Origin of the sequence: Desulfobulbus sp., assembly GCF_031547805.1 — a bacterium.
Lineage (GTDB): Bacteria > Desulfobacterota > Desulfobulbia > Desulfobulbales > Desulfobulbaceae > Desulfobulbus.
Genome location: NZ_JAVBRQ010000051.1, coordinates 26,322 through 38,112, shown reverse-complemented (window position 1 = coordinate 38,112; position 11,791 = coordinate 26,322). Strand labels below are relative to the sequence as shown.

Here is an 11,791-nt window from a genome sequence, read left to right as displayed (position 1 = left end):
TGTCTTGGTTCAGCGGGAATAGGACTTTTGAGCTGTTTATGATACACCATCATGAACGGAGGGAAGTCCATGCGAAAAAAGCGTCACAATTACAGCCCCGAGGAAAAAGTCTTCATCCTCAAGCGTCATCTGGTTGGGCGGGAAGCGGTATCTGACCTTTGCGATGAATACCAACTTCAACCGAAGACTTTCTATGGCTGGCAGAAGCAATTTTTCGAGAAAGGAGCGGCCGCCTTTGCCCGAGAGGTCAAGGTGGACCGGCGTGTGGAAGATCAGCGCATTCAGCGGCTTGAAGACAAATTACGGCGGAAGCATGAGGTGCTGTCCGAGTTGTTGGAGGAACATATCCAGTTAAAAAAAGAACTTGGGGAGCCCTGAATGGCAGTTGGGTTCCCCATGATATTCGCGATGCCGTTGTTGACTTCAGCAGGCACTGGAGCAAGAAAGCGGAAGTGGCTTTGAAAAGCATCATATCCTGGCTGGGCGTGTCGAAGAGCAAGTTGTATGCATGGATCCAGCGTTACGGCAGGGTCAATGAGCATAACGGGCTGATCCCGCGCGACTTCTGGCTTGAGTCGTGGGAGCGGGCGGCGATCATCGAATTTGCCTTGGCCAATCCGCTTGAGGGCTACCGTCGGTTGACATTCATGCTCCTGGATCGAGATGTCGTTGCGGTCAGCCCCAGCAGCACTTGGCGCGTTCTTGGGCAAGCTGGCCTGCTGCAGAAATGGAACCGGAAGAAAAGTCTCAAAGGCACCGGTTTCGTTCAACCGCTGAATCCCCTCGAACACTGGCATATCGATGTATCGTATCTCAATATCTGCGGCACGTTCTATTATCTGTGCAGCATTCTCGATGGCTGCAGCCGTTTCATTGTTCATTGGGAGATCCGTGAGCAGATGACGGAGCAGGATGTGGAGATTATCCTGCAACGCGCCAAGGAAAGGTTTCCTGACGCCCGGCCGCGGATCATCTCCGATAACGGCCCGCAATTCATTGCCAAGGATTTCAAGGAATTCATCCGGCTCTCCGGCATGACACACGTGCGGACGTCGCCCTATTATCCGCAGTCCAACGGCAAGTTGGAGCGTTTTCATGCCACCATCAAGGGCGAGTGCATTCGACCGGGGGTACCGCTTTGTCTTGACGAGGCGCGGAGGATGGTGGAGAAGTTCATTGCCCACTACAACAACGTCCGGCTGCACAGCGCCATCGGCTACGTCGCCCCGGTGGACAAGCTCAATGGCCGGGAGCAGGAGATTTTCAAAGAGCGGGACCGGAAACTGGAAGAGGCACGGAAACTGAGGAAGACAAAACGGTTTCGGGCACCATCGGCAACCCCGATGCTCTCTCGAGACAAAGCGGCTCCTTCGGAGTCCTTACTGCAAACGGCTCGATTGTCCTTTTCCAACTGAGGCGGAACACTAGGGCCTTATTGACCGGTTCATTCACTGCGGATCGCATATATTTACGAACCGTATTCCGAGATATCCCCATCATCCGGGATATCTCACGTATCCCTTTCCCTTGCCTGCTCACTATCCTGATTTCCATACACTCTTCCTGTGTCTTCATGCCGACCTCCTCGGTCGGCAGTTTACTGGAAAAGTGGGTCAGTTTTTAGTTGCCGATGTGGGGCATTTCCATTTTGCCGCTAACACTTAACCGGACTTCAATGAATTTTTTTCGTAATTTTCCGTAAACCACGTCGTGCGATGTCATTCTATGACACCCATAAAAGGGGCGCAATTAAAAAAAATACCTTGAATAATCAATGAGATATGCGAGAAAGAGCGAAGATGGCGAGGAAAAGCAAAGAAAAAGGGGGTTAGACACCGTATACGGCATCTAACCCCTCGATTTTACTGGTCGGAACGAGAGGATTTGAACCTCCGGCCCCCTGAACCCCATTCAGGATAATTTTGTGTTATTTCATATTGTTATCGAAACATTTCGTAAAAATTTCCGTATTTTTTACGGATGATGAATCGCTATCAGGGGTTCAAGTTGCGCGGCTGAGATGATTTCCCAGGCCTTTACCATCGCCGCTGCAATACCCCAGCGGGTAGCCCCATCGCCGCTGCCAGCCGTTCGGCCACCGCCTCGCCGATGGGGCGCCGGTTGTTTTCCATATCAGAGATATTCTTCCGCGATACCCCTGCCTTTTCGCCCAGCGCCGCTTGAGTCAATCCGGCGTTTTCCCTGCGGATTCGCAACGTGTCGCCCGGCGTCATCTCGGCGCTGATCTGCTTGTACCAATCGGTTTCCGTGGCGACTACCAACTTGTCATCATCGTCTTCAACAATCTCCACATGCGCGCGGAACTCGTCGCGCAACAGGGCGATGAGTTTTTCCGCCTTTTTCTTACCCCGCACCCGCACCCGCAGGTCAATAGGGGGCGTTCTCCCGGCTTCCGGCATAATATACCTCTATCTCAATAGTTCCTTTTTCATATCGCCAGCAAGCGACCCAGTGGTAGCTCAAGTGGCAATGGTGTTCCGTGGCCGACAGGGTGCTGTAATTTCTCCAACTAGGCTGGACGGGTCCATGCTCGGCCAGATCGTCCACCAGTTGCTTCAGGCTTTTTTGTTCGGCCTTTGGCATCTTTTCCGCCTGTCGAAGAACCCGTCTTTTGATTGTCACCACATATTTCTTTTCCATGTCTTTATGGTACTCATAAAATGAGGACAAGGCAAGGGGAAAATATTTTATCAATGAGCCTTCCTCCACTTCCACGGCGGCACGATCTTCGGCGGCAATCTTCTCCATGCACAGAAATACCTGTGTCGCACGATCTACATATGTGATAATATGTGATAAACTTATATCAAAATGGGAGGCAGACCAATGAAAAACGAACAATTGCGGCGCATGCATGAAGACGCCGGTTTCATCGCGGCACTGGATCAGAGCGGAGGCAGTACGCCCAAAGCCCTTGCCCAGTACGGCATCCCCGAGTCGGCCTTTTCCGGCGACGCGGCCATGTTCGACATGGTGCACGCCATGAGGACCAGGATTATGACATGTCCCGCCTTCAATGGTGAACATATCTTGGGCGCCATTCTCTTCGAGAACACCATGGACCGCCTGGTGGAGGGCCAGCGGACAGCCGATTATCTCTGGAACAAGAAGCGCATCATCCCATTCCTCAAGGTGGACAAAGGACTTGAGCCGCTAAGCGATGGCGTTCAGCTGATGAAGTCCATTCCGGATCTGGACGCCCTCCTGGACCGGGCCGCCGGGCGGGGTATCTTCGGCACCAAAATGCGCTCGGTGATCAAAGAAGCCAACCCTTCCGGCATCAAGGCCGTTGTCGCCCAGCAGTTCGACGTGGCCAAGCGGATCGCGGCGGCAGGGCTCGTGCCCATCATCGAGCCGGAAACGGACATCCACAGCCCGGACAGGCAGCACGCCGAGTCCCTGCTAAAAACTGCCGTGGAGGATCACCTGGCCGCCCTGGGCCCCGAGGTGAAGGTCATGTTCAAGTTCTCCATTGCCGTGGAAGACAACCTTTACCATCAGCTTACAACCGACCCGCACGTGGTGCGCATCGTAGCCCTTTCTGGGGGGTACAGCCAGGCGGAGGCCAACCAGCGTCTCAGCCGTAACAAAGGGATTATCGCCAGCTTCTCCCGCGCTCTGATCGAAGGCCTCTCTGCCCAGCAAAGCGATGAGGCATTCAATGCGAAGCTCGACAGCTCTGTGAAGGCCATCTACGCGGCGTCGGCCACCTGAAAAAATCGGCAATGCAGACCCAGTAAAGAAGGGGCAAGGGGAACACCTGAAAACCTTCGAGGAGGCCGGTATATGGTTGTAAAGCCATATACCGGCTTTGATTCAGCCCAACAATAGGGCGAACACCAGGAGAGGGTGATAGCAGACGAAGGTGGGGATGAGAAGGAGGAAGAGACAGGTGATGAGAGTGCATATAGGAATCATTTGTCGTGCGATTTCTGCGAGGATCCCGAATTGCCCTCGGACACTGATCGTCGTCACCAATCTTTCGACGTTCAGTGTTCTGCCTAAGATTTCATTTATGCCTTCAATCTATTGCTGAAACTGATCAAATTACAGCAACATGTTGCCTGCCGATATCATTTACCAGGCTTATTAAGCTTGCCGGGGAGTTTGAGTTGCTCGGGATAGGTAGTCTCGTTTTTGTCAGTATCGATCGCATACCCACCAGTCAAGATCATTCGACCTGAAGAGTTATTGATCGGCGATATGTTTTCGATGTCTTGCAAGAAGAACATATCCTTCATGTAGCCTGTTGTCTTATTTTCAATACATTCCTTTCTTATTGTTGATCTCACGAGTGATCCGATGGGAATATCTCTGACTTTATCAAAAAGGAAATCAGGATATCTCCCCCTGATCGTTTTTCCCCCTGTTTTTTCTATCTCAAATCTTCCCTTGACGCCAATCAGGGACAAAGTTCCCTCAACTTCAATTTCTTCTGGTGGAATAGACGCGAGCTCCATCAAAACAATTGACATTTTATCAAGTTTTTCTGTTGTTCCATTGAAAATGTGATCGTTTCCAGCTGGATCGTTCCATGTCATGCCAAGGCTAACCTTTTCCTTTGCCAGAGTGGCACACATTTTTGCAACCGATCTGGTTGCCTTTAACCCAGCTTCAGATGCCGCTTTTGCCATTTCTTCCCCATCTTTTGCTGTCAATATCTCAAAGATGGACTCAATGGTGTTTTCAGCCAGGCTCTGGCCGTACAGATTGGCTCTCAGCTCCGTGCTGATAAATAATTTGGTAGAGCCGCAGGCTATCCCGGCCAACCTGAGATCCAATGTCCTGACAATGCTGTTTGGGAGCCTGCTGATCAGTTCCTTGCCTCGTCTCAAGCGATACGCTGCGGCATGAGCCGCATCCGAAAAATCTTTGGCAATTTGGCTGAGCAGTCTGAGGGGGATCGTTCCGGGGAGGCTTTGGAGTCCCTCCAAGTGGAGCTCAACGATCTCCTTGCCACGCTTTTCTTTTTCTAGGTAGAGCTGTTGACGCAGTTCCGCTAGGCGGCTTTCTGTCCCGGCATGTACGAGACGGGCACTAAAACTCGATGGCGCCTGATCCATCCATGCTTTGTGGGAGGATAGCAGGCGCTCAACATCCATGATATTTTTTTCAAGCCACGCTATCTGGTTCATCTCTACGTCCAACCACTATTTGCGGAATCCCCTTGGGCTGCTCTGTCTCTCTGGTGTAGCCGTAACAACCACGCCAATACATGCGGGCGTTCACATCGCCATGCACCCCGTAATAGATATCAACGCTATATTGTGCTTTCACAAACGGCCTGTCCCGGAGCAGTGTATGCAGAACACGTTTGTCTTTGTCCGCTAGGCTGTCAATCGCGTCCGCATTAAACCATATAAAGAGATCGATATCACCAGGTTCCTGTTTTGTCGTGACGAACGATCCATCTACCCAAACGTGAAACATGGCGTTTACGCCGCGCAGGGCCTCAATGTACCCCAGGAAGCGCTGGAAGATGTATGCACGCATCTTGTTGCCCGGAAAGTTGGCCACGCACATTTCTTCAATGTGCTCAATGGTTGTATCAATAATACCTGGCGGGAAGAGCGGCTCAGGATCGGGCATGGTTAGTCGATCTCGCCTCCGCTTCTGAAGAGTTCTTTCAACCAGCCGATCGCTTCCAGATAGACCCCCACATCATCGAGTTCGCCGTCGAGATAGCGGTTCAAGCGGATTTCCTTGTCGCCGGGCCAGGCCGCTTCCTTCAACTTTTGATGCGTGGTGCAGGCGTACTCCCAAATTCGCATGAATCGCTCCCTTTTGTCTTCGGGGAGGCTGGTGGTCAGGGTCGGTGGCAGGCCCATGTGTTTCATCAACAGCTTGTCCGCTTCGTCTTCTGGAATGCCTATTCCCGAGACAAGCACATCTTTCGCTTCTTGATATTTTTGGCTGGTAGGTAGGCTGGAAAGCATTTCAGCCGGGGACTTTTGCCCCAGATCGCTTGGATCAAGGATGTCGCGTGTGATTCCTTGAGCGGGAATCACCGGCGGCATCGGGGGGAGATGACCGCGCAGAGGCGGCTTCCATTCCTCGGGATCTTTGCTGTCCAAAATCCATTGGCCGAGGTGAAGGAAGTCTCTGTATTCATAACCAAGCAATCCGGAAATCTTTTCCCTGGTATCCTCGTCACCTTCTCTTCTGCCCGTCTTGTAATCGGTTATCGATGATGGTGACATGCCACACAGAGCGGCAAAATCCTTCTGCACAATCTTTTTCTTCTCAATTAGCCAAGAAAACGCCACGCTAAACTTTTCCCTTGTTTCAGCCATTTAAACACCTTTTTTGTCTACCGTTATACGCGAAACGCGTAACAAGTCAAAACGCGATGTGCGTTTAATCTCCGGTTATGAACACGCAATCTCAAAAACAAATGGCCAAGTTTCTTGGCATATCGCCTCAATATATCAGCGATATTAAAAACAAGAGGAGAACGCTCGGCAAAAAAGCCGCATTGCGCATTTCCAGAAAAATAGGGCTTCCTTTTCAAGATGTTATTTTTCTGGATGGTGAAGAATTCGTTAAACGCGTGCAGATAGCCATGATGGTGGACCCCAAAAAACGCGAGGCTAAATCATGAGCACACAAGCCATAACACAAAAAGACCTGGCCCAAATCTTGGGCGTCGACAAAAACAAAATATCCGCGTTGCTTGGTGGAAGATGCCGATTCGGGCCGAAGAAGTCCCTTCGCCTTGAACAGCTCACCGGCATCAGCCTTCACATCTGGCTGTTCGGGGAACCCGAGGAGATCAAGCAAGAGCTGGAGCAGATTTACGGGACAATCAACTTCAAACGGGGCCGAACCCCGAACACCATCCGCCTCATGAGCATGAGGCGGATGGCTGAATATCTGGGAGTGTCCGCCCCATTTTTGTGTGAGGTAAGGAAGGGCAAGAAGGCGTTTTCAAAACAAAAAGCCAGATTAATTTCCGAAAAGACCGGGATCTCGCTTGAGAAAGTATTGTTTGCTGATGGCGAGAGTTTGTACCACGCCCTGACCTTGGCCTATACCGCCGCCCTCGAAGAGCAAAATCCATGAACCTGATCAAGTCATGTTCAGATATCCCCATGGTTAGCCAGCGTGGCGGACGCTTGTTCACCACCAGCCTGGATGTGGCAGAGAAGTTCGGGAAGAAACACAAAAATGTCATTCAGTCGATTCTGAACCTAGACTGTTCGGCTGAGTTTTCGCGGCTGAATTTTCAGCCACGAAATTACATAGACGATCGGGGGAAAGTTCAACCCATGTTCAACATGACCAAGGATGGATTCACATTTCTTGCCATGGGTTTTCGAGGCAAGGAGGCGGCATCCTGGAAAGAAAAATACATTGCCGCTTTTAACGCCATGGAATCTGCCCTTACCCGGCAAGCCAACCTCTTGTGGCAAGAGCAACGGCGCCAAGGGAAGGCTGTCCGCCGGGAAGTCACCGACACCATTCAGACGTTTGTTGCCTACGCCGAGGGCCAAGGCAGTCGCAACTCCCGCCATTATTATCGGAATATCACCACAGCCACCTGCAAAGCCTTGTTTCTTGTCCAGTGCAACACTGGTCACTCATTCCGTGATCTTCTTGACTCCATGCAGCTGAACTTCCTGTCAACCGCTGAATTTGTGGCGGCAAGGGCCATTGAGGACGGGATGGAGCAAGGACTGTTTTACAAGGAAATTTACAAGCTGGCGAAAGAGCGAGTCGAAAGATTCGCCAACGTCGTCCCAAAGACGAAGGTCCTCGGGTGTGAGGGGGTTGACCAGATAGAAGCGGGGCTGGATCAAAAAAACACCGTCACCGCATGAGGAGGCACCCATGATGACCCCCGCTGAAGTGACCCGGATGATCGAAGATTTGACTTGGCTCGATCTCGACGACGATACGATTACCGCCCTAGTGGAAGCTGCCAGTAGAGGAGGAGAGTGATCATGGATAGGTCAAAGTCACCTACCAAGAGGCCGAGCAGCTGCTCGGGATAAGCACCAGGGCCATCCAGCGTTTGGTTGCGGCGGGAGCCATTGCCGCCTATCGCCCTGGAAAGCAAACCCTCCTGAGCATCCGCGATTTGGAGATCTGGTTTGAGAGCACCAAGCTCAAGCCGAAGGTGCGTATCGGCCGGCCGCGCAAGAGGTGGAATAGATGAAACAGCTATTCACGCATTGGAACCGTTTCTGTGAATCCTGGGCCGCCGGGGTCGCCGTCGTGCTGCTCTGGTGCGCCGGGCTTCTGTTCTTCCTGGCCGAGATTACCGGATGCTGACCTTGCCGATGCCAGCGCCGGCTGAATTCCTTCCCTGCCTCGTTCACCTGGCCCTTGTTGCCCAGGGTAGCGAGGAGTCTTGCCCGCCCTTCTGTTCCTTGTCCCCTGCCCTGGTCATCGCCCGTAAGGGCGGAGAATGTCCGCATCCAGCCTTCCCTCTCTTTTTCATCCAAAAGAATGCAATGCAAGGTTCACAGAGGGCCTGTGGTTCACGGGTCCTTCCAGGCGACCCCATAGACGGGTCGGCGGACGCGCGTGGTTTGCCTCCATTTGGGTTCGAAAATCCATTGAAACAATGAAACTTTTCAAAAACCAGGTGGCCGAATGAGGTTGGTTGACGCGATTAATGGACACGATTCCGGCGTGGAGGTGCCGGCACCAAACGAGGTGCCGAGCAAATTTGTGCGGGAATGCCTGGCCACCGAAAACGAGGGGGATGGCATGCTGTTCGCGGCTCTTCTTGAAAACAAGCTCCTGTACGCCGCGGCCAATGAATCCTGGTACGTATGGCGTGGAAATTTCTGGCAGAGGGACAGGACCGAGCTGGTCCTCGGGTTGGTCAGGTACGTCACCGACCGGTATGGCCAGGAGATCGTCGATCTGGAGGGCAAGATCAACAAGTCCAAGCAGGAAAACGACGAGGAGGACCACAAAATCTACACCAAGGGATGGAACCGCAAGATCGAGTTGCTTCAGAAAAAGATCAAGGCGCTCCGGCAGGAAAAAGGGCGCAACGCCTGCGTCAAGTTTGCCCGCACATACTTCGGCAACCCGTTTGCCATCGAAGGGAACGAGTTCGACAAGGATCCGTGGCTGTTGGGGGTGCGCAACGGGGTGGTGGATCTCCGATCCGGCGAGCTGTATCCGGGAGAGCCGAGACAACTGGTCTCCAAGCGGTGTTCATGCGGATTCGTGCCGCTCGACCAGGTCCTGGATCGCGGCGCCTGGGAGCAATTCCTCAACGATATCTTCGATGGCGACCAGGAAATCATCGAGTTCATGCAGATCCTGCTCGGATACGGGATCACGGGATTGACCACCGAGCATGTCTTTCCCTTTCTCCTCGGCCGGGGCCGCAACGGAAAATCGCTGTTCATCGGCGCCATCTGTCGAGTGTTGGGCGATTACGCCGCCACCGTCCCCTGCGAAATCTTTCTCAAGTCGAACCAGCCTCGCACCGCCAACCAAACCGACCCGGCCATCATGAAACATGAAGGGTTGCGCATTGCCATGTCTTCCGAAGTGGAGGAAGGGGCTCGTTTTTCGAGCCAGCAGGTAAAGCGCATCACCGGTGGCGACAACCTTGAGGGCCGCAACCCGTACGACAAGGAATTGAGAGAATTCAAGCCAACCCACCTCTCTCTCATGATCGGCAACCATGAGCCGGTACCCCCGACCGGGGATCCCGCGTTTTGGGATCGCACCTTCCTGATCAATTTCCCAATCCGCTTCGTCAAGGGCAATCCCGATCCGGAAAAACACGAGAAGCTGGCGGATTCGGACATCGAGGACAAACTGACCGGCATGGACGAGCAGATCCTCGCTTGGCTGATCGAGGGTTGCCTGAAGTGGCAAGCGGCCGGCCGCAAGATCGTGCCGCCGCAATCGGTGCTCAAGTCGACCGGCGAGTACCGGGACGATGCCGACTGGATCGGCCAGTTCGTCTCCGCTTGTTGCAGCAAGTCGGAAAGCGAAACAGGGTCGACCACGCTCTATACCGCCTTCACCCTATGGTACCGGGAAACCATCAATCCTCGCAAGGATTCGACCCCGTCGCACCGGGCCTTTGGCTTGAAAATGAAGGCCTGCGACAGTTTCCAGTATGTCAGGCGCTCCGAGGGAGTGGTGTATCGGGGGGGAGTACTCAACCAAACCTGGCAGCGGCGCCTGATGGACGAGGCGGTGGGCCCCCCCAACGCCTGAACTCCGCCCCGCTGTAGCTGATGTAGCGTTTCCCCGGAGAGACCCCCCACCGTGTTAAGGGGGATATATTAATATTTATATATAAATACATTCATTTCCTACATATAAAAAAAGAATAGAGAATATGTCTCTCTTGGAACTACTGCAAAATCGAGGAATTACCCCTCGCAAAACCTCGCTGAAACATGGCGGCGAATACACTTCACCCTGCCCTGGTCCCGCCTGCCAAGGTGCAGGGGTGGATCGGTTCCACATCTGGCCGGATCGCGACGGCGGCGGCAAGGTGCCTGGCCGCTTCTGGTGCCGCCAGTGCGGCATCTCCGGGGACACCATCGCCTTTTTGCAGCAGGTGGACGGGCTGACCTATCCCCAGGCCTGCGCCGAACTCGGAATTGCATCTGAGGGCAAATCATGGCCTTCTCGCAGCCGTTACCAGGCGCCTCCGGCCACGCCACCCCCTCACGCATCATGGCTGCCGAAAACCTACGACGAACCGGGCGAGGTGTGGCGGGAGAAGGCGGAAAACCTGCTGGCCGATTGCCAGGAACGGTTGTCCTCCACTCCAGACGCCCTCGGTTGGCTGGTCCGGCGCGGCATCGCCGGCGACATCGCCCGTGCCTATGGGCTTGGCTACAACCTCAGCTCCAAGGGCCGCGATCGCTACCGGCCGCGCGAACGCTGGGGGCTTTTGCCCAAGATGCAGGGGAAAAAGGCCAAACGGCTGTGGATTCCCAGGGGGTGGGTCATTCCGGCCAGGAACTCCGCCGGCCGGCTCATCCAGCTGCGCGTCCGCCGCCTCAACGAGGATATCGCATCCTTTGCCTCGGAGATCAAGTACCTGCCCATCGACGGCTCTTCCATGGCCACCATGGTCCTGCATCCGGAGGCCGAGGTGTTCGTCGTGGTCGAGTGCGGCTTCGACGCCATCCTCCTGGCCGGGATCACCGATGGCAAGATCGGGGCCATCACCACGTGGAACTCCGCGGCCCGTCCCGACCGCGCGACCCACGCGCTGCTGCAGCGTTCCACCTGCATCCTCGGCGGCCTGGATTACGATCAGGGCGGCGACCGGGAGCAGGATTGGTGGAGCGGCCACTATCGCCAGTACCGCCGCCTGCCTTCCTTGCCTGGCAGTGCCAAGGATCCCGGCGACGGCGCGGCCAACGGGGTCGACCTGTGGGCCTGGTTGGTGGATGGCTTGCCTCGCGGGCTCCGGATCAAACTCGGTTTTGCCGGCCGCGCCAAACCCGCCACCGCCGCGCGGCAGGATGCCCTCCAATCCACGCCCAGCCCGGCAACCGATACCACGGATCGGCAGGAACCAGTCCAGGTGATCGAGATTGAGCTGGCCGATGGTCAGGTGGTTTACGTGACCAACAACGAGGAACAGTGGCACCTGTTGACCGACCAGGGCCTGCCGGTCTTTTCCCGCAACGAGTTGAAGCGGTTGCAATCGGCCCTCTCCGGCATGGGTGTTGTCGAGCGACGGGCGGCAATCGAGGCGGTGTTGATGGCGAAACGGGAATTCCTGCCGGCATACATTTGTGCCGGCAGACCGCCGGTGGAGGGATAA

At 54.4% G+C, this 11,791-nt stretch carries 13 protein-coding genes and 2 pseudogenes; 9 read left to right on the top strand and 6 right to left on the bottom strand.

Annotated elements, in window-relative coordinates; all coding sequences use genetic code 11:
- The first annotated feature begins 69 nt into the window (after positions 1-69).
- Complete coding sequence (locus RMR13_RS15165) at positions 70-378, top strand: transposase (RefSeq protein ID WP_310601469.1); 309 nt, start codon at positions 70-72, stop codon at positions 376-378.
- Between the two features lie 74 nt (positions 379-452).
- Positions 453-1,415: an IS3 family transposase gene (locus tag RMR13_RS15160; protein ID WP_310601468.1), complete on the top strand. Its 963-nt coding sequence runs from the start codon at positions 453-455 to the stop codon at positions 1,413-1,415.
- A gap of 31 nt (positions 1,416-1,446) precedes the next feature.
- Here the strand turns inward: RMR13_RS15160 and RMR13_RS15155 are convergent.
- From RMR13_RS15155 to RMR13_RS15145, 3 genes and pseudogenes are all read right to left on the bottom strand, one after another.
- Positions 1,447-1,554: pseudogene (locus RMR13_RS15155) on the bottom strand (IS21 family transposase); the annotation flags it as partial.
- A gap of 482 nt (positions 1,555-2,036) precedes the next feature.
- Positions 2,037-2,420, bottom strand: coding sequence for a helix-turn-helix transcriptional regulator (locus RMR13_RS15150; RefSeq protein WP_310601467.1), 384 nt, complete (start codon positions 2,418-2,420; stop codon positions 2,037-2,039).
- Positions 2,389-2,769, bottom strand: a complete 381-nt coding sequence (locus RMR13_RS15145; RefSeq protein WP_310601466.1) for a hypothetical protein — start codon at positions 2,767-2,769, stop codon at positions 2,389-2,391. The genes RMR13_RS15150 and RMR13_RS15145 overlap by 32 nt, the downstream gene beginning before the upstream one ends.
- A 78-nt stretch (positions 2,770-2,847) precedes the next feature.
- On the opposite strand from RMR13_RS15145, the gene RMR13_RS15140 reads away from it, so the two are divergent.
- Positions 2,848-3,735: a fructose bisphosphate aldolase gene (locus RMR13_RS15140; protein ID WP_310601465.1), complete on the top strand. Its 888-nt coding sequence runs from the start codon at positions 2,848-2,850 to the stop codon at positions 3,733-3,735.
- Between the two features lie 359 nt (positions 3,736-4,094).
- On the opposite strand, the gene RMR13_RS15135 is transcribed toward RMR13_RS15140, so the two are convergent.
- From RMR13_RS15135 to RMR13_RS15125, 3 genes are read right to left on the bottom strand one after another with little or no spacing between them, the layout of a single operon-like run.
- Positions 4,095-5,156 carry a hypothetical protein gene (locus RMR13_RS15135; RefSeq protein ID WP_310601464.1) on the bottom strand — a complete coding sequence of 354 codons (1,062 nt, stop codon included), beginning with the start codon at positions 5,154-5,156 and terminating at the stop codon, positions 4,095-4,097.
- A complete protein-coding gene (locus RMR13_RS15130) occupies positions 5,134-5,610 on the bottom strand; it encodes a DUF6932 family protein (protein ID WP_310601463.1) in 477 nt (158 codons plus the stop codon). Before RMR13_RS15130 ends, RMR13_RS15135 begins: the two co-directional genes overlap by 23 nt.
- A gap of 2 nt (positions 5,611-5,612) precedes the next feature.
- A complete protein-coding gene (locus RMR13_RS15125; RefSeq protein WP_310601462.1) occupies positions 5,613-6,314 on the bottom strand; it encodes a helix-turn-helix transcriptional regulator in 702 nt (233 codons plus the stop codon).
- Between the two features lie 77 nt (positions 6,315-6,391).
- On the opposite strand from RMR13_RS15125, the gene RMR13_RS15120 reads away from it, so the two are divergent.
- From RMR13_RS15120 to RMR13_RS15100, 6 genes and pseudogenes are all read left to right on the top strand, one after another.
- Entirely contained in the window at positions 6,392-6,622 is a 231-nt protein-coding gene (locus RMR13_RS15120; protein WP_310601461.1) for a helix-turn-helix domain-containing protein, read from the top strand.
- Positions 6,619-7,083, top strand: coding sequence for a hypothetical protein (locus RMR13_RS15115; protein ID WP_310601460.1), 465 nt, complete (start codon positions 6,619-6,621; stop codon positions 7,081-7,083). Before RMR13_RS15120 ends, RMR13_RS15115 begins: the two co-directional genes overlap by 4 nt.
- Positions 7,080-7,841 carry a Rha family transcriptional regulator gene (locus RMR13_RS15110; RefSeq protein WP_310601459.1) on the top strand — a complete coding sequence of 254 codons (762 nt, stop codon included), beginning with the start codon at positions 7,080-7,082 and terminating at the stop codon, positions 7,839-7,841. The genes RMR13_RS15115 and RMR13_RS15110 overlap by 4 nt, the downstream gene beginning before the upstream one ends.
- 152 nt (positions 7,842-7,993) lie before the next feature.
- Positions 7,994-8,179: pseudogene (locus RMR13_RS15410) on the top strand (helix-turn-helix domain-containing protein); the annotation flags it as partial.
- Between the two features lie 440 nt (positions 8,180-8,619).
- Complete coding sequence (locus RMR13_RS15105) at positions 8,620-10,218, top strand: phage/plasmid primase, P4 family (protein WP_310601458.1); 1,599 nt, start codon at positions 8,620-8,622, stop codon at positions 10,216-10,218.
- 238 nt (positions 10,219-10,456) lie between these two features.
- Positions 10,457-11,791, top strand: coding sequence for a hypothetical protein (locus RMR13_RS15100; protein WP_310601457.1), 1,335 nt, complete (start codon positions 10,457-10,459; stop codon positions 11,789-11,791).

Bases quoted from the DNA above. Each gene is read 5' to 3' on its own strand.
- RMR13_RS15165 (WP_310601469.1), top strand. From the start codon at position 70: ATGCGAAAAAAGCGTCACAATTACAGCCCCGAGGAAAAAGTCTTCATC.
- RMR13_RS15150 (WP_310601467.1), bottom strand. From the start codon at position 2,420: ATGCCGGAAGCCGGGAGAACGCCCCCTATTGACCTGCGGGTGCGGGTG.
- RMR13_RS15145 (WP_310601466.1), bottom strand. From the start codon at position 2,769: ATGGAGAAGATTGCCGCCGAAGATCGTGCCGCCGTGGAAGTGGAGGAA.
- RMR13_RS15140 (WP_310601465.1), top strand. From the start codon at position 2,848: ATGAAAAACGAACAATTGCGGCGCATGCATGAAGACGCCGGTTTCATC.
- RMR13_RS15135 (WP_310601464.1), bottom strand. From the start codon at position 5,156: ATGAACCAGATAGCGTGGCTTGAAAAAAATATCATGGATGTTGAGCGC.
- RMR13_RS15130 (WP_310601463.1), bottom strand. From the start codon at position 5,610: ATGCCCGATCCTGAGCCGCTCTTCCCGCCAGGTATTATTGATACAACC.
- RMR13_RS15125 (WP_310601462.1), bottom strand. From the start codon at position 6,314: ATGGCTGAAACAAGGGAAAAGTTTAGCGTGGCGTTTTCTTGGCTAATT.
- RMR13_RS15120 (WP_310601461.1), top strand. From the start codon at position 6,392: ATGAACACGCAATCTCAAAAACAAATGGCCAAGTTTCTTGGCATATCG.
- RMR13_RS15115 (WP_310601460.1), top strand. From the start codon at position 6,619: ATGAGCACACAAGCCATAACACAAAAAGACCTGGCCCAAATCTTGGGC.
- RMR13_RS15110 (WP_310601459.1), top strand. From the start codon at position 7,080: ATGAACCTGATCAAGTCATGTTCAGATATCCCCATGGTTAGCCAGCGT.
- RMR13_RS15105 (WP_310601458.1), top strand. From the start codon at position 8,620: ATGAGGTTGGTTGACGCGATTAATGGACACGATTCCGGCGTGGAGGTG.